Source organism: Aeromonas salmonicida subsp. salmonicida (assembly GCF_001643305.1).
Classification (GTDB): Bacteria; Pseudomonadota; Gammaproteobacteria; order Enterobacterales; family Aeromonadaceae; genus Aeromonas; species Aeromonas salmonicida.
The window spans coordinates 140465-162777 of sequence record NZ_LSGW01000070.1; the positions used below are offsets into that span (position 1 = coordinate 140465).

18 protein-coding genes are annotated in these 22313 nt (G+C 60.2%); 9 read left to right on the top strand and 9 right to left on the bottom strand.

Going from position 1 to position 22313, the window contains the following annotated elements; all coding sequences use genetic code 11:
• Positions 1–50: 50 nt before the first annotated feature.
• The 5 genes from AXW79_RS12870 to AXW79_RS12890 form a co-directional block, all read right to left on the bottom strand.
• Positions 51–2465, bottom strand: coding sequence for a proprotein convertase P-domain-containing protein (locus AXW79_RS12870; RefSeq protein WP_005310093.1), 2415 nt, complete (start codon positions 2463–2465; stop codon positions 51–53).
• Positions 2466–2503: 38 nt separating this feature from the next.
• Positions 2504–4561 (bottom strand): prolyl oligopeptidase family serine peptidase, encoded by a 2058-nt coding sequence (locus AXW79_RS12875; RefSeq protein ID WP_034283096.1) that lies wholly within the window; start codon positions 4559–4561, stop codon positions 2504–2506.
• Positions 4561–6726: a TonB-dependent hemoglobin/transferrin/lactoferrin family receptor gene (locus AXW79_RS12880; RefSeq protein WP_005310098.1), complete on the bottom strand. Its 2166-nt coding sequence runs from the start codon at positions 6724–6726 to the stop codon at positions 4561–4563. Before AXW79_RS12880 ends, AXW79_RS12875 begins: the two co-directional genes overlap by 1 nt.
• Positions 6727–7054: 328 nt before the next feature.
• A complete protein-coding gene (locus AXW79_RS12885) occupies positions 7055–8905 on the bottom strand; it encodes a DUF3413 domain-containing protein (protein ID WP_005310100.1) in 1851 nt (616 codons plus the stop codon).
• 43 nt (positions 8906–8948) lie between these two features.
• Complete coding sequence (locus AXW79_RS12890; protein ID WP_005310102.1) at positions 8949–9176, bottom strand: YejL family protein; 228 nt, start codon at positions 9174–9176, stop codon at positions 8949–8951.
• Positions 9177–9249: 73 nt separating this feature from the next.
• Between AXW79_RS12890 and yejK the strand changes: the two genes are divergently transcribed.
• The 5 genes from yejK to AXW79_RS12915 all read left to right on the top strand — a co-directional run bounded on the left by yejK (position 9250) and on the right by AXW79_RS12915 (position 15846).
• Entirely contained in the window at positions 9250–10311 is a 1062-nt protein-coding gene (gene yejK / locus AXW79_RS12895) for a nucleoid-associated protein YejK (RefSeq protein WP_005310104.1), read from the top strand.
• Between the two features lie 395 nt (positions 10312–10706).
• Positions 10707–11888, top strand: coding sequence for a maltose/maltodextrin ABC transporter substrate-binding protein MalE (gene malE / locus AXW79_RS12900; protein ID WP_005310106.1), 1182 nt, complete (start codon positions 10707–10709; stop codon positions 11886–11888).
• 75 nt (positions 11889–11963) lie between these two features.
• Positions 11964–13616 carry a maltose ABC transporter permease MalF gene (gene malF, locus AXW79_RS12905; RefSeq protein ID WP_005310108.1) on the top strand — a complete coding sequence of 551 codons (1653 nt, stop codon included), beginning with the start codon at positions 11964–11966 and terminating at the stop codon, positions 13614–13616.
• A 12-nt stretch (positions 13617–13628) separates the two neighbouring features.
• Positions 13629–14519, top strand: a complete 891-nt coding sequence (gene malG / locus AXW79_RS12910) for a maltose ABC transporter permease MalG (RefSeq protein WP_005310110.1) — start codon at positions 13629–13631, stop codon at positions 14517–14519.
• 190 nt (positions 14520–14709) lie between these two features.
• On the top strand, positions 14710–15846 hold the full coding sequence (locus AXW79_RS12915; RefSeq protein WP_005310112.1) for an ABC transporter ATP-binding protein: 1137 nt from the start codon (positions 14710–14712) through the stop codon (positions 15844–15846).
• A 105-nt stretch (positions 15847–15951) separates the two neighbouring features.
• Here the strand turns inward: AXW79_RS12915 and ppk2 are convergent, their stop codons facing one another.
• A complete protein-coding gene (ppk2, locus tag AXW79_RS12920; RefSeq protein WP_005310114.1) occupies positions 15952–16767 on the bottom strand; it encodes a polyphosphate kinase 2 in 816 nt (271 codons plus the stop codon).
• A gap of 225 nt (positions 16768–16992) precedes the next feature.
• On the opposite strand from ppk2, the gene AXW79_RS12925 reads away from it, so the two are divergent.
• Positions 16993–17793 carry an alpha/beta fold hydrolase gene (locus AXW79_RS12925; RefSeq protein WP_005310116.1) on the top strand — a complete coding sequence of 267 codons (801 nt, stop codon included), beginning with the start codon at positions 16993–16995 and terminating at the stop codon, positions 17791–17793.
• 105 nt (positions 17794–17898) lie between these two features.
• On the opposite strand, the gene AXW79_RS12930 is transcribed toward AXW79_RS12925, so the two are convergent.
• Positions 17899–18969, bottom strand: a complete 1071-nt coding sequence (locus AXW79_RS12930) for an AI-2E family transporter (RefSeq protein WP_005310117.1) — start codon at positions 18967–18969, stop codon at positions 17899–17901.
• 25 nt (positions 18970–18994) lie between these two features.
• The gene (locus AXW79_RS12935; protein WP_005310119.1) at positions 18995–19228 is read right to left on the bottom strand and encodes a sulfurtransferase TusA family protein; all 234 of its coding nucleotides are present in this window, start codon (positions 19226–19228) and stop codon (positions 18995–18997) included.
• Positions 19229–19356: 128 nt separating this feature from the next.
• On the opposite strand from AXW79_RS12935, the gene bepA reads away from it, so the two are divergent.
• Positions 19357–20811, top strand: coding sequence for a beta-barrel assembly-enhancing protease (bepA, locus tag AXW79_RS12940; RefSeq protein ID WP_011898885.1), 1455 nt, complete (start codon positions 19357–19359; stop codon positions 20809–20811).
• A gap of 195 nt (positions 20812–21006) precedes the next feature.
• On the opposite strand, the gene AXW79_RS12945 is transcribed toward bepA, so the two are convergent.
• Positions 21007–21486, bottom strand: coding sequence for a TlpA family protein disulfide reductase (locus AXW79_RS12945; protein ID WP_011898884.1), 480 nt, complete (start codon positions 21484–21486; stop codon positions 21007–21009).
• Between the two features lie 58 nt (positions 21487–21544).
• Here AXW79_RS12945 and arsC point away from each other — a divergent pair, with 58 nt between their 5' ends.
• Both arsC and AXW79_RS12955 read left to right on the top strand, forming a co-directional pair.
• A complete protein-coding gene (gene arsC / locus AXW79_RS12950) occupies positions 21545–21895 on the top strand; it encodes an arsenate reductase (glutaredoxin) (protein ID WP_005310125.1) in 351 nt (116 codons plus the stop codon).
• The gene (locus AXW79_RS12955) at positions 21892–22287 is read left to right on the top strand and encodes a DUF2069 domain-containing protein (protein WP_005310127.1); all 396 of its coding nucleotides are present in this window, start codon (positions 21892–21894) and stop codon (positions 22285–22287) included. The genes arsC and AXW79_RS12955 overlap by 4 nt, the downstream gene beginning before the upstream one ends.
• Positions 22288–22313 lie beyond the last annotated feature (26 nt).

A 22313-nucleotide genomic window follows, 5' to 3' on the forward strand; every position in this document is an offset into this window, starting at 1 on the left:
GTCCTTGGGAAGGGGCCAGGGCCCCTTCTTCTTATATATGGGTGGGTTACTCAGCCGCGCTGGCGAAGGCGGCGCCAGATCGCCAGCGGCAGCAGCCAGAGCAGGTTGGCCGCACCGCCGCCACTGCTGTCGTCCACCTGGAAGTGGATGATGCCGTCATCCGGCGGGGCTATGGGTTCACCACACTGGGCGCCGGTGCGCTGGCTGATGCTCCAGCCATTGATGCGGCCCTGATGCCCGGGTTTGCTGTCCACCACTTCCAGCGTCCATCTGCCGGCCAGCGGCTCTCCCAGCAATGGGGTGAAGGGTTGCAGGGGCAGCAGCTCGGTAGGGAAGACCCCTTTCAGCCGTGGCAGTGGGCTGTAGCCCTTGTCCCAGATCTGGAGGCGGGTGCCGGAGGGGGAGTTGAGCCAGATCTCCAGCTCATCCAGGGCGTCGTGTTGCAGATCCAGGGTCAGTTGAAACTGCTCGCTCACTTTGGCGTTGGTCTTCTCCAGCAGCAGGCTGGCTTGGCTCAAGCCACGTACTTCCTCGCTCTGGGCATCGCTGAGGAGCAGCGGCTGGCCTGTGGCGCGGCTGATGATGGGCGTGCCTATGGGCAGGCTCAGTGGCTGCTGCCACTGGCGCTCGGTCGGGCTGGTCCCCGTCATGACGAGGCTTACCGGCAGGCTCACCTCATCGCCGCAGGCCAGCGGGCTCTGGGCCAGCAGTCGCAGCGTGGTGGTGGTGGTGGCTCCCGCCGCCAGTGTGGTGGCTTGCCATTGGTAGGGATCGGCCTGCAGCCCGGCGGGCAGGGTCAGGGTCAGCGCATTGAGGGTCACTGGCGCCGAGCCCTGATTGGTGAGTGTCACCTGTACGGATTGACGCTGTCCCAGCTCGATGGCGCTGCCCTCGACCAGCGCGATATTGATCGGCGCCAGCAAGAGGCCGTGCTGACGGAAGGCTTGCTCCAGATGGCTGGCGTAGTGACGGGCAGGGTAGAGCCGCGCCGCCGTGTCCACAGTGATGCGGGCCAGCTGTGGCATGCGAATGGCCGGGCCCAGCCCGAAGTGGGATTCGATGATGACGCGGTCAAACTCGTCCCGGGCCCCTTCGCCATGCTCGGTCACCGACGCCAGCAGGGCCTGGAATAGCGGTGTGCCCCACAACTGATCGCCGTTGCTGCCGTTGATGGTGCGGTGGGCAGGATAGCTGTAGTCCGGGTGGTAGCGGGCACGCAGATCATCCAGCTGGCGCGGGGTGCGGTCGGTAAAACGGGCATCCCAGTTGAACACCATGGCCGGTTCGAACTGGCGACCCGCCTCGCTGCGCTGGCGGTGGCTGGCGGCCAGGTAGTCGCTGAAGCCCTCGCCGATGGCGCCCCAGTCTGCCTCATCCCCGAGGTCCGGCACTATGTGGTGCTGTACCGCATGGCCGAACTCGTGCCAGATCACCATGGGATCCTCGGCATCGGGCACGCCGCTGCGGCCCAGCTCCAGCCTGCGCTCGAAAGGGTCATAGAGGGAGTTGTCCTGATAGCCGGCCTCGGTGTCTATGTCGAGGGCCCCGGGGATGAGGCCGCTAAAGCCCAGCTTCTTGATGTGGCGCTGGGCCAAGTCAAGGTGGTAATAGGCGTTGATGTCGGCAAAGCCCCGATCGTCCCGGGTCAACCGGAATGCCTGCGGGTCATCACTGCTGAAAGGTGCGGTATCGGGCTCCATGGCATCCACCACCCGGGCGTGAGGGCCGCTCAGCAGATAGCGTCCCCCTTGCAGTGTGACCGGCAGGGGAACTCTGTCCTGATAGGCGGCGTCCGCCAGTACCAGTTCGTCGTGCCAGACCAGGCTGGCGTCTTGCAGCTGGGTGCGGGGATCCGGGTCGAATACTCGTGCTTCCACTTGGGTGTCGCCGGCGTCGGCTGTGCGGCTGGCCTGGGTGCTGGCCGCATCCATCCAGCGGCCCAGCTCCCGGCTGCCGTCGCAACTGGCGAACAGCTGTACATAGGTAGCCTTGGCGTTGCCTGCCTTGTGTTCGCGCACCCGCTGGCGCAGGGCGGGTACCAGGGTATCGCCGTCGCGCCAGTACCAGGCTTCGACCGCTCCCTGCGGGTCGATCTCGCTGCCCCCTGCCCGCAACTCTTCGATCAGAGGCGCCAGGTTGCCACCGGCATCACAGCCTGGCTCGCTGCTCTGCAGCGGCCGACTGTTGTGATAGAGGCGCCAGGGCTTGCCGGTCTTGTCGACACTGACGGCAGCCTGGATGGTGGCCACCGGCAGGCCCTTGACCAGTTGGCGGAAGCTGTAGTGATGACCGAGCAGGCTGGCCCTGTCGTAGTCGGGGGCGAGCGTCACGCCAAGGCGCTGTTCGAGCCACTGCTGCGGTGTGGTGGTAATGGGTTTTTCATCGACAAACTGCAACTCGGCCGCCAGCAGGGGCTGTGAGAGCAAGGTTGCCGCCAGCCAGAGGGCCAGGGAAGAGGGTTTCATGGTTTACTCCAACACAAAAATGAGAAAAGGATGCGCCATCAGCGGGTAACGCCAGCCAGGGTGAGCAGGAAGGCATACTCGCGCGCTGCCTGCTGGTGGGCCTTGCCGGTGCTGGCCTGGTGGCCGCTGTCGAGAGCCGTACTCAGCAGATAGGGGCCCGTGCCCGTGCTGTGCTCCCGCAGCCGGGCGACCCATTTGAGCGGCTCCCAGTAAGGCACCTGGCTGTCGTGCAGCCCGGCCGTCACATAAACCGGGGGATAGGGCTGCCGTTGCAGGTTGTCATAGGGGCTCAGGCGACGCATGGCAGCATAGTCGGCGGGAATGGCCGGATTGCCCCACTCGGCGTACTCCTGGCGGGTGAGCGGCAGTTCGGGATCGCTCATGGTGCCGAGCAGATCGACGAAGGGCACCTGCAACACGGCGCCGGCAAAGCGGGTTGGCGCCTGATTGAGCGCCGCCGCCACCAGCAGACCGCCGGCACTGCCGCCCATGGCGAACAGCCGGGCAGGATCAATGGCCGGATCTCGGGCCAGCGCCTCTGCCACGGTCAGGAAGTCGTCCACGCTGTGCTGTTTTTGCCGGCCGCGCCCTGCCAGATACCAGTCATCTCCCAGCATGCCGCCGCCGCGCACGTGAGCGATGGCGTAGACAAAACCGCGATCCAGCAGGCTCAGCACCTGGGGCTGGTAGTAGGGGCGCATAGGGGTGCCATAGGCGCCGTAGCCGTAGAGCAGCAGCGCCTTGGGCTTGGTGATGTCGGTGCGCCACACCAGAGAGACGGGCACCTTGACCCCATCCTTGCCCAGCACCCAGCGTCGCTCGCTTCGGTAGGGGGAGGGTGCCTGCGTCTGCGCGCCAGCTTGCCACTGACCGCTGGCCAGATTGAGCCAGCGTTGGTGGGGCGGCTCGGCCATCCCTTGCCTGCGGATCAGGATCTGCTGGCTGGCCGGGTCATGAGCACCCTGGATCCAGGCCGTGCCAGCGCCCTCGGTGAGATGCACGCGCTGGCTGAGCTGGCCGCTTGAATCCAGCACATCGAGCCAGTCGTCCCCTGCCTTGCGGTATTGCAGGACCGTATGGTCGGCAAACAGGCGCCACTTCTCCAGGCTCTTGTTCTCGCCGGACCAGAGGGGTTGCCAGTGCCCCTCGGCCACCTGTGCCAGACTGGTCACCTGATAAAGGCCGAGGGCACCATCTTTGTTGCTCTTGATGAGCACTCGCTCCCCTTGGGTATCCAGGTAGTACTCGACACCGGCCTGGCGGGCCTTGAGCAGAGAGGGGGTTCCCTCGTCCAGCAGGTACTGCTCCGAGCTGTCGTGGTTGTTGCTCTGCAGCAGCAGGTGGCGTTTGTCCGTGGTGCCATAGAGGCTGAGCAGCCAGGCGGGATTGGCCTCCTGGTGTACTAGCCGCTCCTTGCCATCCTGCCAGGCCCACAGCTGCCATGGGCGCAGGGTGCGGCGCTCGTTGGCAAGGGTGTAGAGGGTCTTGCCGTCCAGGCTCCAGAGCAGATCGGCGGCCCTGTGCGCCAGGGTGGTTTGTGTCTTGCCGCTATCCAGATCCAGCAGGGTGATGCGGTAGTCCAGATCGCCACGCAGATCTTCGGCCAGGGCCAGCCAGCGTCCGTTCGGGTGCAGTGCCCAGCCGGCGAGCTCGTAATAGCCGCTCGCCGGTTGACGCGGCGCCAGTCGCTGACGGGGCTGCGCCTTGTCATCAGCCCGTTGCCACAGGCTGCCGTCGGCCTCCATCCGCCACTGGCTGCCCGCTTCAGTGTGCCACTCGGCGGGCATGGGCTCGCCGCGCGGCTGTGTCTGCCACTCGGCTTGCAGCGCCTGCTCCAGCGGCCGCTGGCTGGCGAGCTGCTGCTCGGTCCAGCGGTTCTGCTCGGCCAGCATGGCCAGCAGGGCGGGATCCTGGCGACTGTCGTCGCGCCAGCCGCCATAGGGATCGCGCCGCGCCGTGTCGCCCTTCATCAGCAGGGGACGTTTGGCAATGGCTGGCGCGCTCTGTGGCGCCGTGGTGGTTGCCGTCATTGCGGCCTCGGCGGGGGAGGCCACCGGATTGGCCAGCAGAGCCGTCATTATCAATAGCGCGTGCATCAGATCCCCACGAAGGTGTAGCGCAGGCTGGCGCTCAGGTAGCGGCCCGTCTGGGTGTAGAGTCCCGCATCGCTGCCCGCTTCCTGCCCGGCTACATCCTGATAGCGGGTGTAACGGGTATCGAGCAGGTTATCTAGCTTGAGGTTGGCCTTGAGTGCGTCTGTGATCTGCCAGTCGGCGGTCAGGGCGAAGCTGAGCCAGCCGGCACTCTTCATGCACTCGCTCTGCTGCTGGGTCAGGCTGTTGCCGCAAGTAGGTACCCGGCTCATGGCGGCGGCATAATCGGCTTGCAGCCCCAGGCTCCAGTCGTTGGCCTGATAGCTGAGGCGGGTATTGCCCTCCAGCGGGGTCAGGTTGCGCGGTGACTCGCCCTGGCTGTCCTTGCCATCCACCCAGCCGAACTTGGTGGCCAGTTCCCACTGCTGGGTCAGCCAGTAGCTGGCGGCGATCTCGGCGCCCCAGGTCTCGGACTTGGCCACGTTGCGGTATTGGCGCAGCATGACGCCGTCGCTCATACGGAAGCCCACCTGGCGCCAGTCGACGAAGTTGTAGTAGCGGTTGTAGAAGAGCGCCGGCTTGATGCTCCACTCATCCCCTTCACCGCTCACACCCCACTCGAAGCTGTGGCTGGTCTCCTCCTTGAGGTCCGGGTTGGCGATGATCTCGAACGGCGGCAGGGCAAAGTAGTGGGGAATATTGCCGTACACCTTGTCGTAGGAGGGGGCACTAAAACCGTTGGCATAGCTGAGCCAGCTGCGCCACTGATCGTTGAAGCGGTAGCTGGTGGCCAGACTGGGGGAGAGGTGCCAGCTGTGGTTGCTGGCACCCTTGCCATCTTGCGGGCTCAGCCACTGGTGATCCATGCGCAGTGTGGGGGTGAATTGCCACTGGCCAAGGCTCGCCACATCCCCCAGCCAGATGCCGGCGCGGTCCGTGCGGGCATTGCTGAAGGGGGCGGATTGGCCGGGCTGGGGAATGCCCGCCTCCAAGGTCAGTTTGTCGACCGGTCGCTCATGGCTTGCACGCTCCAGTTCGATGCCATAGCTCAGCTTGTGTTCGATGGCGCCGGTCGTCAGATCGCGGCGAATGTCCAGCTCGCCGCCGAGCAGATCCTCGGTGAAGGTGGCCAGCTCCCGTTCGCTGCGATAGCGGGGATAGCCGCTCAGCAGGTCATTTTGCAGCAGGCTGCGCTTGTTGGCGCTGTTCTTGGCGTGATTGCCGTGCAGGCTCAAGGTGAACTGATCCGCCAGCAGATGGTCGAGGCTGCGCGCCTCCCAGCTCAGCTTGGCGCCCTGGGAGCGCTGGGTGCTGTCCTCGCGATACTGGCGAACCTGCCATTTGCCATCGGGCTGGGGCATTTCGCGCGGCCCCTGATCCCGCTTGGCATTGTCCTCGAAGTAGTCGAGTTCGAGGCGCAGCAGGTGGTGCTCGTTCAGGGTGAAGCGAGAGCTGGTGGAGGCACTCAGGCCATCCAGATCCGCCGGGATGCGGCTCTCGTCATAGTTGGCGGTCTCGTGCCCCTGCCAGCCAGAGACGCGCAGCAGGTGTTCTGTCTCAGCCCAGCGGGCGGCACCGGTGGCGCTCAACTTCTGCTTGTTGCTGCTGCCATCATGCAGGACTTTGCTGCTGAGGTAGGCATCCTGCCCCTGCAGATAATCCTCCGGCTGCTTGGTGGAGATGACGATGGTGCCGCCGATGGCGTCTGATCCGTGCAGGGCGGAGCCGGCCCCCTTGGCCACCTCAATCTGCTTGACGTCATCCAGATCGAAGCTGAAACGGCCCACCTTGTCGTTGAGATCGTCGGCACCGAAGCCGTCGCTGACCCTGACCCCGTCCTTGATGATCAGCACCCGGTTGCCGCCAATGCCGCGGATGCTGATGTTTTGCGGACGCCCTGCCGAGCCGGTCACAGAAACGCCGGGTTCGTTCTTGAACACGTCGGTGAGTTCGGTGGCGACCTGGCGATCCAGGTCCTCTTCGGTGATGACTGTGATGGCGCCCGAGATATCGGACAGCTTCTGTTCGACCCGCTGGCCCTTGACCACTATGGTCTCGCGCGCCTTTAGGTGAGGAAGTATGCCAGTTTCGTCGACCCTGGCCGGATCGCTGGCGGCCAGCGCTGTGCCGGACAGCAGCATGGGCCAGTAGTGCAGCAGTATTTTCATTTTGAGAATGATTGTTATTTGAGCCTGAAGGGCGCGGATTATTGCAGAGTGGTCCATCCAGATCAACGATTGATAATCATTATCATTTTGTTTTTATGATCTTGATCAGATTGATGTTTTTGATGGAAGAGTCAGTAGTGAAAAGAAGAACGTTTGCGCCGGCAAGTGAGAACATGAAAGGGAGAAGAGGGCTATCTGGCTGGGCAGTAAACCCGTCCCGTATGGGTTCCCTTGGGCATAGAAGCCAGGTGTTGTTTTCCGGCCCGTGCTGCACGCAATAAAAAGCCCGCTACGGGAGCGGGCTTGGTGAGTTGTGGTTTTCTGGCCGTCAGGGGGCGCGATAGAAGCGGTTGAGCTCGTTCATCACCTGGATCATGACACCCATGTCGGGGGTGCCGTGCTTGATGGGACGGTAGCTGTTGCGCTCCAGCAGTTCAAAGTCACCCTGCTTGTTGAAGTGGGTGATGGTGTTGCCCTGATAGATGGCAAAGTCACGCTGATCCCCGGCCAGCAGCCAGTTGCGCGGGCTGTTGTCGAACAGACTGCGGCCTGTGCTGTAGTCCCGCGCCGGGTTGCGCACCCCCAGCATGCCCTGCATCAGGGTGGGCACCAGATCCAGATGGCTGCTCAACTGGCTCTGCGCCAGGGTGTCGTTGCCCGGCCAGGCCAGCACGAAAGGCACCTGCACCTGATAGGGCGAGTAGTTGGTGCCATAACCCCAGCTGTTGCTGCGAGTATCGTTGAACTCCTGACCGTGGTTGGAGGTCACCACGACTATGGTCTGCTCGTTCAGGCCCTGCTGTTGCAGTTGGCTCAGCATCTGCTCCAGCAACTGATCTGTGTAGAAGACGGTGTTCTTGTAACGGTTCTCCAGCTTCTGCAGGTTTTTGGCCTGATAAGCGGTGGCCGGATTGAACTTGGTCAGCTCGGGCTGGAAGGGGCCCTTCATGTCGGCCGGCAGCTGGTAATCACCGGGGCTCGACAGATAGACCAGCGAGAACCAGGGTCTGTCCGGCGAGCGCTTGGCGAGCCACTGCTGCCAGTCACCGATCAGCAGCTGATCATTGGTCTGCTCGGAGACAAACACCTGCTTGCGCAGACCGGAGAGGATGCTCTGGCGATACTGCTGCGCATCTTCCAGCGCGCCAAACAGGCCGAACTGGTAATCCTGGCGCAGCATCTCGTCGAACAGTACCGGTGGTGTCTTGTCGTTGCGGATGTCGTCGTAATAGTGGCCGGGCAGGCCATAGAAGAGGCTGAACATCCCCATCACATCATCATTGCCGCCACTCATGTGGTTGCGGAAATTGAGATGGCTGTCTGCATAACGCTGCAGATTGGGCATGTTGATGCTGTTGAGCATGTCGGCTCGCAACGAATCCACCACCACCACCAGCAGGTTCTTGTGGGCAATGGGGGCGTTGACGCTGAGCGGGCGCAGGGGGTAGCGCAAGCGGCTCTCGCTCTCGCCATCCTGGGATTCTGCCTTCTTCTCGTACTGATCCAGGTCCAGCCAGCCGTGCTTGGCCAGGAAGCTCTTGGCGGTCATGGGGTAGGAGAGCGGGAAGTTGGCGCGCTGCATGGTAATGGGCTGATACAGGGTAGCATCGGCCCAGCTGTTGACCACGTGGGTCAGAATGAAGCAGACCAGCAGGGCCAGCCCCACCTGATTGCCATACTGGCGGCGCTTGCGCTTGTTGATCTTGCGCCACACATAGGCCGACAGCAGCAGTTGCAGCAGGAAGATGGTTGGCACCGCCACGAAGATGATGCTCCAGATCGAGCCTTCCTCGGTCTGTGCCTGATCCAGCAGCAACTGCCACACCTGAGCGTTCAAGTGGAACTTGAACAGCTGGAACACCTGGGTGTCGATGAGCAGGAGCACCAGCGCCAGGGTGGCGATGATGGCCGAAATGAAGCGCAGCAGCTTCTCTTTGGGCAGCACGAAACTCAGCGGGAATATGGTCAACAGGTAGGTGACAAAGCTCAGAAACGAGAAGTGACCTATCCAGCTGATGATTAGATAGGTCACGCCGAGCGTGGTCGATGGCCAGCTGATGGCACCCAGATAGCGGGTGGCAATCAGCATGGCCAGAATGATGTTGAAGAAGGAGAACCAATGCCCCCAGGTGATCAGGCGAGAGACATTATCACGATAGGGGTTGCCGGTTTCGACCATAGTGATCCATCTGCTTTGAGAAACGTCAAAAAAAGGCGGCGACTCAGTGAGTGTCGTGGCGAGTGTCGACCGAGGAAGTCAGTGCCTGGACATATTTTTCAGTGATCGCCTGGCGTTGTGCCGGGGCCATGCCGTTGATGATATTGGTAGTCACGTTACCCAGCACCATGAGGCTGAGGTCGACTGGCGCCTTGTGCTTTTCCAGTACAGTGATCAGGTCATTCATCAGGTCATCAAATTGCTGGTTTGTGTACTTTGATACGATGGGCATAATCTTCAGTTCATCTCGGTTCAAAGCGCCTTATAATACTTCACCCTTTCGGCTAACACTATGGCTTTGTGACATGAGTCTCGATATCGACAAGATCATTCTTCACTCCCTGCGCCAGGGCGGCGATGGTCAACCTCACGCCGACACCCGCAGCCAGACCCTGCCTGCTGATGAGGCGGTTCAGGGGCTGATGGCGGAGCTGCATCGCATTTACAACGGCAAGGGTGGCAAGGGCTTTGGCTTTTTCGCTGACCCCGAAGCCGCCGTCGCCGAGCTGGCCGACGGTGAGGAAGCCCCCAAGCAGCCTTCTCCCGCCTTTCGCATTGCCCTCAAGCAGCTGCTCGGCGATCAGCTCGAATTCGTCCCCTTCTCGGTCAATATGACCCAGCTGCTGGTCAAGAACCTGGTGGATCACGCCCTCGACGAGCAGGGTGTATTGCTGTTTGCCAAATACAACTATGTAGGGGTCGATTACCTGATGGTCGCCCTGCTGGAAGGCAAGGAAAGCGTCACCGTCAGCGAGGCGCTGGACTTGCGCCATATCCATTATCTGGATATCGGCAAGCTCAATCTGGTGGCCCGCATCGATTTGACCGAATGGAAAACCCAGCCAGACTCTCGGCGTTATATCACCTTCAGCAAGGGGCGGGTCGGTCGCAAACTGGGGGACTTTTTCATGGACTTGCTGGGTGCCCGCGAGGGCATGGATGCCAAGATCCAAAATAAAGGACTGCTGCAGGCGGTGGACGATTATTGCGACAGCCGTCAGCTGGAGCCGGCCGAGCGCAACGACTACAAGAAGCAGGTCTTCAAATATTGCACCGAGCAGGCCAGCGCCGGTGAAGAGATCGAAATCAAGGAGCTTTCCGCCGAACTCTCTGCAAGAGAAGCGGGCGACGGCGACCTCGATTTTTACAGCTTCATCGGTCAGGAGTATGAGCTGGAAGAGCGCTTCCCCGCCGATCGCTCCACCCTGCGCGGCCTGACCAAGTTCGTCGGCTCCGGTGGCGGTCTGACCCTGAGCTTCGAGCAGAAATTGCTGAACAGCCGGGTGTTTTACGATCCCCAGACAGATACTCTGACCATTCGCGGCGTGCCACCCAATCTCAAGGATCAGCTGCTGCGCCAGTCGTAATGTGATCTGCTTTCCATTTTTGGCAAAAAGACACCGCACTTCGCTGCGGTGTCTTTTTATTTAATGGGGTAAGTCGCCTCGAAACCAACTCGGTGCTTTGTTAACAATTTAAACAGAATAACCACCGTGAAAGGGTTTTCAATGCAGTGAAAACCCTTTCATTTGTGTTTTTTTATTTCCATTTGGTAATTTAATTTCTGTTTTTGGCGAGAAATATGCCAATAAATGGCGATAACCCCCTGAAATAAGAAAATATTTTCATAACTTTCTGGAAGAAAATACGTAATTGCATTTCAAAAATGCGAGTTGCGTCATGTGAGGCAGTAGCGGCTTGGGATAATATTCATCTCGCACACAATGCTCTTACAGCGCGGAACTAATACAAGGAAAGGCTCATGAAAAAGAAATTGCTGTCATCCCTGATCGGTCTGGCTACTCTGGGCGTGGCTTGCTCTGCCACTGCCGCCATTGACGAAGGTCAACTGACCATCTGGATTAACGGTGACAAGGGATACAATGGTCTGGCTGAAGTAGGTAAGAAGTTTGAAGCCGAAACCGGCATCAAGGTGACGGTTGCTCACCCTGATCAGGTGGAAGTGAAATTCCAGCAAGCCGCTGCCACCGGCAACGGTCCGGACATCTTCTTCTGGGCTCACGACCGTTACGGTGAGTGGGTCAAGGCCGGTCTGCTGGTACCTGTTACCCCGAACGCAGCCACCAAAGCCAAGTTTGAACAGTTCGCCTGGGATGCCATGGCAGTGGATGGCAAGACCTACGGTTATCCGGTTGCGGTAGAAGCCGTGAGCCTTATCTATAACAAGGATCTGCTGCCCGAGCCGCCGAAAACCTTCGAAGAGATCGCCAAGATCGACGAAGCGCTGAAGAAAAATGGCAAGCGCGCCATCATGTGGGCCTATGACACCCCCTATTTCAGCTACCCGCTGGTGGCTGCCAACGGTGGCTATGCCTTCAAGAAAACCGCTACCGGTTATGACGTGAAAGATACCGGCGTGAACAACGCAGGTGCCAAGGCCGGTGTTGGCTATATCTCCGAGATGATCAAATCCGGTCACCTGGAAAAAGGTATCGACTACGGTGTGATGGACGCCAAGTTCAACAAGGGCGAAGTGGCCATGATGATCAACGGTCCCTGGGCCTGGAGCAACCTGGACAAGAGCGGCATCAAGTACGGTGTAGCGTCCCTGCCGACCCTGAAGGGCAACCCGGCCAAAGCCTTCGTTGGCGTACTGGGTGCGACCATCAACGCCGCCAGCCCGAACAAGGATCTGGCTATCGAGTTCCTGGAAAACTACCTGCTGACCGATGCCGGTCTGGCACCGGTCAACGCCGACAAGCCGTTGGGTGCAGTAGCGCTGAAGTCCTTCCAGAAGACCCTGGAATCCGATCCGCACATCAAGGCAACCATGGTGAACGCCCAGAATGGCGAGCCTATGCCGTCCGTGCCTGAGATGAGCCGTTTCTGGTCTTCCTTCGAAACAGCCCTCAAGAACGTGACCTCCGGCCGTCAGAGCGTTGACGAAGCCCTGGATACCGCTGCCAAGCGTATCGTTCAGTAAGCATGCACTACCCGGGAGGCCGCAACGGCCTCCCACTCTCTCAAATCTCTCTTGGCGTTATAAAGGTTAATTGGCATGGAAGTAGTACCTTCTATTGAATCCTATGCCGGTCCGAAGGATAAGCACACCTGGCTTAAGTGGACCATCGCTGCTCTGGTAGCAATCCTCAACGGTTATGCGGCCGTGATGATGTACGCCAGCGGTGAGTGGGTATTCGCTCTGCTCGATCTGGTGGTGGTGTCCGTCGGTCTGTATGTCTTCATGAACAAGAAGACTTATGCCCACCGCTATATCTTCCCCGGTGTGGCTGGCATGGTTGTGTTTATCATCTTCCCTCTTGCCTACACGATCGGCATCGCCTTCACCAACTATTCGGGATCCAACTTGCTCTCCCTTGAGCAGGCACGGGATTACCATCTGAAAAAAAGCTACAAGGTGGCTGGCGGTGAATTCGATTTCACCCTGCTGGGTGGTGAGAACAATCAGTTTCAGCTGTTGCTGAAACAGGACGACCAAGCCTTTATCAGTCAACCCCTTACTCTGATGAACAACAAGGCCCGTGAACTGGCTGTCCGCGAGGGCAGAGTCCATGACGCGGTCCAGGTTGTTCAGTTGCAGCCTCTGGCAGAAGAGGCCGTGGACAAGGTGGCCCCCATTCGTGCCATCGTCGATCATCGCACTCACCTGAGCGCGCTGGATCTGGTGTTGCCGGAAGGTGGCATTCACCTGACCCTGAGCAGCCTGCGCAAGTTTGCCGCCCAGAAGCAGCAGTACACACGGCTGATGGATGGCGCCGTGCTCAAATCCGGCGTGGTGATCAAGGACAGCAACCTGCTGCGTGACACCCAGACCGGCGAGCTGATGCTGCCCAACGGTGACACCGGCTTCTATCAATACATCGACGAGCAGGGACAGTTTGTCGGCAAGGGCATGGCCCCCGGTTTCGTGGTGAGCGTGGGGTGGAAAAACTTCGTGCGCATCATGACAGACCCGGGTATCCAGGGTCCCTTCATGCAGATCTTCGTCTGGACCGTGATCTTCTCCGCCGGCTCAGTGGGCTTCACCCTGGCCATCGGCATGGTGATGGCATGTCTGGTGCAGTGGGAACAGCTCAGAGGTCGCGGCTTCTACCGGGTCATGCTGATCCTGCCCTATGCGATACCGGCGTTTATCTCCATCCTGGTGTTCAAGGGCTTGTTCAACCAGAACTTCGGCGAGATCAACCTGTTCCTGGAAGCGGCGTTCGGCATCAAGCCGGACTGGTACACCACCCCCTTCCTGGCCAAGGTGATGATCCTCATCGTCAATACCTGGCTTGGCTACCCCTACATGATGATCCTCTGCATGGGCTTGCTCAAAGCCATTCCGGATGATCTCTACGAGGCGTCCGCCATGGACGGTGCCGGTCCTGTGCAGAACTTCTTCAAGATCACGGTTCCGCTCTTGATGAAGCCGCTCACTCCGCTGCTGATCGCATCCTTTGCTTTCAACTTCAACAACTTCGTACTCATACAGTTGTTGACGAACGGGGCGCCGGACATCATAGGTGCCAGTACCCCGGCCGGGACCACGGATCTGTTGGTGAACTACACCTACCGGATTGCGTTCCAGGGCTCGGGTGGTCAGGACTACGGTCTGGCCAGTGCCATCGCTACCGCCATCTTCCTGATCGTCGGCGCGCTTGCACTGCTCAACCTGAAATTGTCCAAAGCCGACAAGCAACAGTAAGGAGGCTTCTCAATGGCTATCGTACAACCCAAATCAGTCAAATACCGGGTGTGGGCAACCCACCTGGTCATGTGGGCCTTCCTGGCGCTGATCATTTTCCCTGTGATCATGGTCATCGCCATCTCGTTTCGTAACGGCAACTTCTCGGTGGGGGAAATCATCCCCTCCGATCCGACCCTGGATCACTGGAAGCTGGCGCTGGGCATGTCCATCACCAACGCCGATGGCAGCATCACGCCGCCGCCGTTCCCCGTGCTGACCTGGCTGTGGAACTCCATCAAGATCGCCGGCATCACGGCCCTGATGATAGTGACGCTGTCGACCACCTGTGCCTATGCGTTTGCCCGCCTGCGTTTTCGCGGCAAGCAGACCATATTGCAAGGGATGCTGATCTTCCAGATGTTCCCGGCCGTGCTGGCACTGGTGGCCATCTATGCGCTGTTCAACAAGATAGGTGACTATGTGCCCTGGTTGGGTCTCAACACCCACGGTGGCCTTATCCTGGCTTACATGGGCGGCATAGCGCTGCACGTCTGGACCATCAAGGGCTACTTCGAGACCATAGACTCCTCTCTGGAAGAGGCGGCAGCCATCGATGGCGCGACCCCGTGGCAGGCGTTCCGCCTGATCCTGTTGCCCCTGTCGGTGCCCATTCTGGCGGTGGTGTTCATTCTGGCCTTCATCGGTACCATCACTGAGGTGCCCGTTGCTTCCATCTTGCTGCAGGATGTGAACAACCTGACCCTGGCGGTCGGTGCCCAGCAATACCTCTATCCGCAGAACTATCTGTGGGGTGACTTTGCGGCTGCAGCTGTCCTGTCGGGTCTGCCTATTACTGTGGTCTTCCTGATGGCGCAGCGCTGGTTGGTAAGTGGCCTAACCGCCGGTGGTGTGAAAGGTTAAGTGTCTTGCCGCACCTGTCACGTCGCCAGCCTCAAGATGTTCCTGCTGGTCTGTCACAGGGCTGGCTGGTCGGCGGCCTCACTGTGGGCGGTGTGAAAGGCTAACGTTTAACGGCTAACGGTTTTAATGGCCGGGGGAGCTGACTCCCCCCGCCGTCACGATTTGCAAAGATTCAAGAGCGGAGCTCGTCATGGCTGAAGTAGTACTCAACAACGTTCGCAAGAACTACGATCCGGCGGTCCACAAGGACACGCTGCGCAACATCAACCTGGCCATCAAGGAAGGGGAGTTCATCGTCTTCGTCGGCCCGTCCGGCTGCGGCAAGTCCACCCTGCTGCGGATGATCGCGGGTCTGGAAGACATCACCAGCGGTGAGCTGACTATCGGCGGTCGTTACATGAACGACGTGCCGCCGGTGGAGCGCAACGTCGGCATGGTGTTCCAGTCCTACGCTCTCTATCCGCACATGAACATCTACGAGAACATGGCCTTTGGCCTCAAGCTCAAGAAGATGGACAAGGAGAACATCCACAAGCGGGTGATGCGCGCCGCCGAAATCCTGGGGCTTGAGCCATTGCTGGACAGAAAGCCCAAGGCGCTCTCCGGCGGTCAGCGCCAGCGCGTGGCCATAGGTCGCTCCATAGTGCAGCAGCCGCAGGTGTTCCTGTTTGACGAACCCTTGTCCAACCTGGATGCCGCCCTGCGGGTCAAGATGCGCATCGAGATCGCCAAGCTGCACAAGGAGCTCAACTCTACCATCATCTACGTGACCCACGATCAGGTGGAAGCCATGACACTGGCCAACCGCATCGTGGTGCTGAGTCCGCTCAAGGGCGAGGCCCAAACCAACCTGGAACAGTTCGGTACCCCGCTCGATCTCTACCACAACCCGGACAACAAGTTCGTGGCGGGCTTTATCGGCTCACCCAAGATGAACTTTCTGTCGGGCGAATTACTGGAGATTGGCGAGCAGGAGTGTGTGGTCAAACTCACCTCCGGCGATACGGTGCGGGCGCGGGTCGATGCCCGTCGTGGCTCGGTCGGTGACAAGGTAGAGCTGGGTATTCGTCCCGAGCATCTGTTCCCGCTCGATCACCCCCATGCTCATAGCAAGGTGAGCGGGATAGTGCAGGTGGCTGAACACCTGGGCGCGGAATCCTTCGTTTATATGGATGTGGATGGTCACGACTTTACCGTCAAGGCCACCTCGGACGTGGATGTGGCAACCGGTCAGACCTACAGCGTGGGTATCCCGGCTGAAGCCTGTTATCTGTTTGACGCCAAAGAGCAGGCGTTCCCTCGTACCGCCAAGTACATTCGTACCTGATTTTTTTGCGCTGGTTTTCCTTAGTATTCAATGCCTTTTTGCCGGTCGTCAGACCGGCTTTTTATTGCCTGCCGTTCGGTAACATGGCAGGCAGGGTGATGGTGATCAGGCCTCCAGCTCGGCGGTAATGTCGGGTACAAAGGTCTGGCTGGCCAGTGGCGGGCGCTCGTATCCCTCGGTCGTGATGGGGGGCAGCTTGATGGGGTCGTAGTTGATCGCCTCGTAGGGCACCTTGCCGAGCAGGTGGGCGATGCAGTTGAGCCGAGCCCGGCGCTTGTCGTCGGCATCGACCACGAACCAGGGGCAGTCTTCCGTGTCCGTATAGGTGAACATGTCATCCTTGGCGCGGGAGTATTCCACCCAGCGCGAGCGGGATTGCAAGTCCATGGGGCTGAACTTCCAGCGCTTGATGGGGGTGTTGATCCGCTCCTTGAAACGCTTCTCCTGTTCTTCGTCCGAGACCGAGAACCAGTATTTGATCAGGGTTATCCCTGAGCGGATCAGCATGCGTTCAAACTCGGGACAGGCCCGTAAAAACTCGCGATACTCCGCATCGCTGCAAAACCCCATCACCCGCTCGACCCCGGCCCGGTTGTACCAGGAACGGTCGAACAGCACCATTTCACCAGCGGCGGGCAGGTGGGCGGCATAGCGTTGAAAATACCACTGGGATCGCTCTCTATCGGAGGGGGCGGGCAAGGCTGTGACCCGGCAGACCCGTGGGTTGAGTGGCTCTGTGATGGCCTTGATGACGCCGCCCTTGCCGGCGGCATCGCGCCCCTCGAACACCACCACCACTTTCAGCCCCTCCTGCTTGACCCACTCCTGCAACTTGACCAACTCCTCCTGCAGATGGGTGAGGTGATGCTCATAGCACTTCTTGTCCAGACGCGGGCGCTTCTTGCTCTTTTCCTTCGGCATGGCTTTCTCCTTTTTGAGTCCTTTCCTTGAGTCATCTTCAGCTTGCACCAGGGAGGCGCCACTGCCAAGGACTGCGTGTTACACTGCCGCCCCGTCGCTGGCAGCAAAACAGAATGGCGATTTACACTGCCGCCTCATCAGCCGCTGGCAATAGAAAAAACATGAAGCCATCTATGGCGATTTGCACTGCCGTCTCATCATCAGCAGCTGGCAACAGGAGAAAACATGAAGCAATTTATGGAGATAGCGGGCCGCCAAATGGCCTATCTGGACGAGGGGCAGGGCCCGGTTCTGTTGTTTGGCCACAGCTACCTGTGGGACAGCGCCATGTGGGCGCCGCAGATTGCCGCGCTCAAGGGCCAGTACCGCTGTATCGTGCCCGAGCTGTGGGGTCATGGCGATTCCGACCGGTTGCCGGAAGGCCCCTGCACCCTGGCGACCCTGGCCCGGGATCATCTGGCACTGCTCGATGCCCTCGGGGTCGAAGAGTGTGTGCTGGTGGGTCTCTCCATCGGTGGCATGTGGGGTGTGGAGCTGGCCAGGATGGCACCGACCCGTCTCAAGGGAGTGGTGCTGATGGACAGCTTCGTCGGTCTCGAGCCCCAGATTACCTGCGAGCGCTACCTCGGCATGCTGGGCATGATTGGGCAGCTCGGCACAGTACCGGCACCCATAGTGGAGCAGGTGGCACCGCTGTTTTTTGCCAATCAGCCGAATGCGGCCTTGATTGACGGATTCAAGGAACGCCTGGCCTCCTGGCCAGGGGAGAAGGTAGCCGCCATGGTGGCGGTGGGGCGCAGCTTTGTGACCCGGGAAGATCGCATCGACTGGCTGGAAGAGATCAGGGTGCCGGCACTGGTCATGACCGGCTGCGAAGACAAGGCACGCCCCGTGCTGGAGGGTTATCTGATGGCCGAGGTGCTGGGTTGCTCCTTCAAGGAGATCCCGGCCGCAGGCCACATCTCCACGCTGGAAAATCCCGCCTTCGTCAATCAGGCCCTGACGGCATTTCTGGCCGGGCTCTGATATCGACTACCGCAATGGTATGAAAAAGAAGGGAGCCGTGGGCTCCCTTCTTTTTTTCCTGATTGCAGGTTGTCACACTCTGTCACCTGAGAGGTGTATGCGCCCTCAGACGCCGGGCAGGGCCGGATCATCCCGCTTGGGCCAGGCATTGATCACCGCCTTGACCAGGGTGGCGAGGGGGATGGCAAAGAAGACGCCCCAGAAACCCCAGAGGCCGCCAAATACCAGCACGGCTACGATGATGGCCACCGGATGCAGGTTGACCGCCTCGGAGAAGAGCAGAGGCACCAGCAGGTTGCCATCGAGGGCCTGGATCACCAGATAGGCCACCATCAGCCAGGTGAATTCCGGGGTCAGTCCCCACTGGAACAGGGCCACCATGGCCACAGGTACAGTGACCGCCGCCGCGCCTATGTAAGGAATGAGTACGGAGAAACCGACAGCCACCGCCAGCAACGCCGAGTAGCGCAATCCCATCAAGGCAAAGGGGATGTAGGTAGCCACCCCGACGATAAGGATCTCGATCACCTTGCCGCGGATATAGTTGATGATCTGGTCGTTCATCTCCACCCAGACCCGGTTGACCAGGGTGCGATTGCGCGGCAGGAAGCGGCGCAGGCCGCCCATCAGCTCCTGTTTGTCCTTGAGCATGAAGAACACCATCAGCGGCACCAGGATGAGATAGATGAGGATGGCCACCACGTTTACCAGCGAGCTCAGGGAGGCGCTCACCAGATGCTCGCCGCCGCTCAGGATGCGTTGGCGGATGTTGTCGATGATGGTTTCGACCAGGGTCACGTCGATGACTTCGGGGTATTTCTCCGGCAGGGTGCGCACATAGTCCTGGACATGGGCCAGCATGGAGGGGGACTCCTTGGCCAGGTTGATGCCCTGGCTCACCAGGGTCGGGATCAGGCCCAGCAATGCCATCACTGTCACAGCTATGAACAGCAGCAGCACCAGACTGGTGGCAAGAGCGCGGGAGAGCCCGGCTCGTTGCAACCGGCTCACTGGCCACTCCAGCAGATACGCCATCACCAGCGCGACCAGCAAGGGAGCAAGCAGGCCGCCAAACAGCCAGAGCACGGCAAAGCAGGCAACCAGCAGCAGGAAGAGGGTGACGGCATCGGGGTCGGAGAAACGGGTCTGATACCAGCGCTTGAGTACTTCTAACATGACAGCATCCTTTCGTGACAGGGGCTCATGATGGCTGTTTGGCCCCGACAACCAATTGCAAAAAGATCGTATTGTCCGGCCCTTGCTGCAAGGTGACTGTGTGTCCCTGGCGTTGCAAGTAGGCCGGAATATCCTGCCGGGAGCCCGGGTCTGCCAGCTGGATGGACAGGGATTGACCGGGTGTCGCCTGACGCAACCAGAGCTTGAGCCGGATCAGTGGCTCTGGGCAGCGCCAGGGGGTCAGATCGAGGTGTTCCATAGGGGCTCCATCGGGCATGAGGCGGCTATTATGGCCGTGATAAGAGCATGAAACAACGCTTGTGGCCCTTGAGGGGCAAGGGTATTCTGCCGGTGTCCCGGTAGGGTCTGATTGGAGATAGAGATAACGTGGCACGCTTTTCCCCTTTGATGGCATCGCTTCCCCTGCTGGCTTCCCTGATGGGGGCGACTTTTCATGCCCAGGCGAACAACCAGCTTCCCGACATAGGTACCGCCGGGGTAGCCGCCCTGCCCATCGAGCAGGAGGTGCGCTATGGCAATGCCTTCATGCGTTTCGCCCGGGCCGGCTTGCCGATCATCGATGATCCCGTGCTGAGTCAGTACATAGACGATCTGGGGCAGCGCTTGCTGACCAACGCCGACGGGGTGCGTTTTCCCTTTACCTTCTTCCTTGTCAATGATCCCAGCATCAACGCGGCCGCCTTCCTCGGCGGTCGGGTCAAGGTGCACACAGGCCTCTTCCTCTATGCCGACAGCGAGAGCGAGCTGGCCTCGGTGCTGGCGCACGAAATCACCCACGTGACCCAGCGCCACATTGCCCGCTACATGGAGGCGCAGGCGAGCAGCTCAGCCATGACGCTGGCCGGGCTGGTGGGCTCCATTGCGCTCGCGGTGATCAACCCCACCGCCGGTATCGCCGCCTTGCAGACCACCCTCGGATTGTCGATGCAATCGGCCATCAACTACACCCGCGACAACGAATATGAAGCGGACCGGATCGGCATGAAGACCCTGTATGACGCAGGGTTTGACCCCATGGGCATGGCCAACTTCTTCCAGAAACTGGCGGCCGAGTATCGCTACGCCAGCAAGCCGCCCCAGATGCTGCTCACTCACCCCCTGCCCGAGACCCGGATCTCCGAGGCCCGCGGCCGAGCCAACAGCTATGGGCGCCGCAACTTGCCCCCCAGCCTCGACTTCTGGTTGGCCAAGGTGCGCATTCAGGTGCGCTATGGCACCGAGACCCCGCAGGCGCTGCTCAGCTATTTCGACAGTCGTCTGCAAAAAGGGGATTACCCCCTCAAGGATGCGGCCACCTATGGCAAGGCGCTGGCCTTGTTGCAACTCAAGCGCACCGATGAGGCTGACACCCTGATGCAGGAGCTGGCCACCCGTCATCCTGAAGACTTGTTCGTGGTCGATGCCCTGACCGATATCGATCTCGCCAAGGGACGCAGCGCCCAGGCCATTGCACGGCTGGAGAAGTTCCGCGCCCGCATGCCGGATAACGAAGTGGTGGTGGTCAACCTGGGTAACGCCTATCTGGAAGGGGGCGATTACAAGAAATCCATCGCCATCCTGGCCCCCTATGCCCGGGATCACGAAGAGAACAGCCTGGCCTGGAACCTGCTCTCCGATGCCTATCGCAAGGCGGGCCGAATGACAGAGTTGCACATGGCGCGCGCCGAGATGCTCTCCCTGCGCGGGGATTATCAAGCCGCTATCGACGAGCTGATCGTGGCCCGTGGCACTACCAGCGACAAGCTGACCCTGGCCAGACTGGAGGCGCGTATCACAGAGCTGGAGCGCGCGAAAAAGGATCTCGACAGCCTGAAAGGGTGATGACTCAGACAAACGGTGAAACGGGGTGCTCCAGCAATGGCGCGCCCCGTTTTCTTTCCGGGCGGAAGACTCTTCTCTGCCACCCCTTTAGAAGGGCGCGGGGCGGCAGACTCGTGATGAAAGAGAAGCGTCGCAGACGCTCAAATGTCAGGAAGGCGCATCGGTGCTTCCCCTGGCAAGGGGAGGGGAGCTTCTCTAACGAAATTGCGCAGCCCGCAGCTTGAGGGCGGCAATCTTCTGCCCGTCGAGCTCTCCCACCAGCGTCGCTTGCAATCGGCCCTCGCCATCGAGCAGATAGCTCGTGGGCAGCCCGGTTGGGAGAGAGAAGGGGAGGTGCGCCTCTTTATCGGCGATCAGCAGCGGGACTCTGATGTGATGGCGACTGGCCAGTGCCCCCAGCTCGGCCGGGGTGGCGGGATCGTAACTGATCACCACCACGGCTATCTTGCCCTCCTGCGCCAGTGTCTCCAACAGCGGCAATTCCCGCAGGCAGGGGACGCACCAGGGCGCGAAGTAGTTGACCAGGAGCGGTTTGCCGGCAAACTGCGCCAGCGTCACCGGCTGGCCCTGGCCGTTGCTGAACTCAGGGGCCGGGGAGCAGGCTGTCAGCAGAGCGGCCACAATCATCCAACAAATTCGTTTCATTTCCTGTGCCCTGCCGCTTACCCTGACCATCCGTTTCCCCTACAATAGCGCCGTTTCTTGTCCCATCTTGCCACATCAGGGAGTTACCATGAGCGAGACCCAAATCTACCACAATCCGCGCTGTTCAAAGAGCCGTGAAACCCTGGCCCTGCTGGAACAGCACGGGATCGCCCCGGATGTGGTGCTCTATCTGGAGCAGGCGCCGAGTGAAGATGTCATTCGCACCCTGCTGACCCAACTGGGCTTTGCCGATCCGCGCCAGCTGATACGCACCAAGGAAGATCTCTACAAAGAGCTGGGGCTGGCGGATCAGAGTGGCGATGCCCTCATTCGCGCCATGCACCAGCATCCCAAGCTCATCGAGCGCCCCATCGTCATCAAAGATGGCAAGGCTCGCATCGGCCGCCCTCCCGAGCAGGTGCTGGAGATCCTCAAGTGACCACTCGCTTCGCCCGTCTGCTGACCCTGGTTGGCTTCTTTGGCCTGCTGGGTTGGGTCATCCTCTGGCACCTGTTTCTCTCCCCCCACCCTGACCTCAATCCCTGGTTGCTGCCGGTGATCTGGACTGTGCCGCTCCTGTTCCCGCTCAAGGGCATAGTACAGGGCAACCCTTACACCCACGCCTGGGGCAACTTCGTGCTGATGCCCTATTTTCTGCACGCCCTGACGCTGATCACCACGGATGAAGGGGAGCGTTGGCTGGCTGTGGTTGAACTGGTGTTCACCACACTGGCGTTTGTCGGCACCATCTATTACGCCCGCCTGCGTGGCCGGGAGCTGGGCCTCAGCATTCGCAAGAAGAAGGGTGAGCTTTCACAAGAAGAGAAATAAGGCACTGGTTCAGTGCACCTTTATCT

Excerpts from the sequence above, each read along its gene's own strand:
- AXW79_RS12870 (WP_005310093.1), bottom strand. The coding sequence starts at position 2,465 with ATGAAACCCTCTTCCCTGGCCCTCTGGCTGGCGGCAACCTTGCTCTCA.
- AXW79_RS12875 (WP_034283096.1), bottom strand. The coding sequence starts at position 4,561 with ATGCACGCGCTATTGATAATGACGGCTCTGCTGGCCAATCCGGTGGCC.
- AXW79_RS12880 (WP_005310098.1), bottom strand. The coding sequence starts at position 6,726 with ATGAAAATACTGCTGCACTACTGGCCCATGCTGCTGTCCGGCACAGCG.
- AXW79_RS12885 (WP_005310100.1), bottom strand. The coding sequence starts at position 8,905 with ATGGTCGAAACCGGCAACCCCTATCGTGATAATGTCTCTCGCCTGATC.
- AXW79_RS12890 (WP_005310102.1), bottom strand. The coding sequence starts at position 9,176 with ATGCCCATCGTATCAAAGTACACAAACCAGCAATTTGATGACCTGATG.
- yejK (WP_005310104.1), top strand. The coding sequence starts at position 9,250 with ATGAGTCTCGATATCGACAAGATCATTCTTCACTCCCTGCGCCAGGGC.
- malE (WP_005310106.1), top strand. The coding sequence starts at position 10,707 with ATGAAAAAGAAATTGCTGTCATCCCTGATCGGTCTGGCTACTCTGGGC.
- malF (WP_005310108.1), top strand. The coding sequence starts at position 11,964 with ATGGAAGTAGTACCTTCTATTGAATCCTATGCCGGTCCGAAGGATAAG.
- malG (WP_005310110.1), top strand. The coding sequence starts at position 13,629 with ATGGCTATCGTACAACCCAAATCAGTCAAATACCGGGTGTGGGCAACC.
- AXW79_RS12915 (WP_005310112.1), top strand. The coding sequence starts at position 14,710 with ATGGCTGAAGTAGTACTCAACAACGTTCGCAAGAACTACGATCCGGCG.
- ppk2 (WP_005310114.1), bottom strand. The coding sequence starts at position 16,767 with ATGCCGAAGGAAAAGAGCAAGAAGCGCCCGCGTCTGGACAAGAAGTGC.
- AXW79_RS12925 (WP_005310116.1), top strand. The coding sequence starts at position 16,993 with ATGAAGCAATTTATGGAGATAGCGGGCCGCCAAATGGCCTATCTGGAC.
- AXW79_RS12930 (WP_005310117.1), bottom strand. The coding sequence starts at position 18,969 with ATGTTAGAAGTACTCAAGCGCTGGTATCAGACCCGTTTCTCCGACCCC.
- AXW79_RS12935 (WP_005310119.1), bottom strand. The coding sequence starts at position 19,228 with ATGGAACACCTCGATCTGACCCCCTGGCGCTGCCCAGAGCCACTGATC.
- AXW79_RS12945 (WP_011898884.1), bottom strand. The coding sequence starts at position 21,486 with ATGGTCAGGGTAAGCGGCAGGGCACAGGAAATGAAACGAATTTGTTGG.
- arsC (WP_005310125.1), top strand. The coding sequence starts at position 21,545 with ATGAGCGAGACCCAAATCTACCACAATCCGCGCTGTTCAAAGAGCCGT.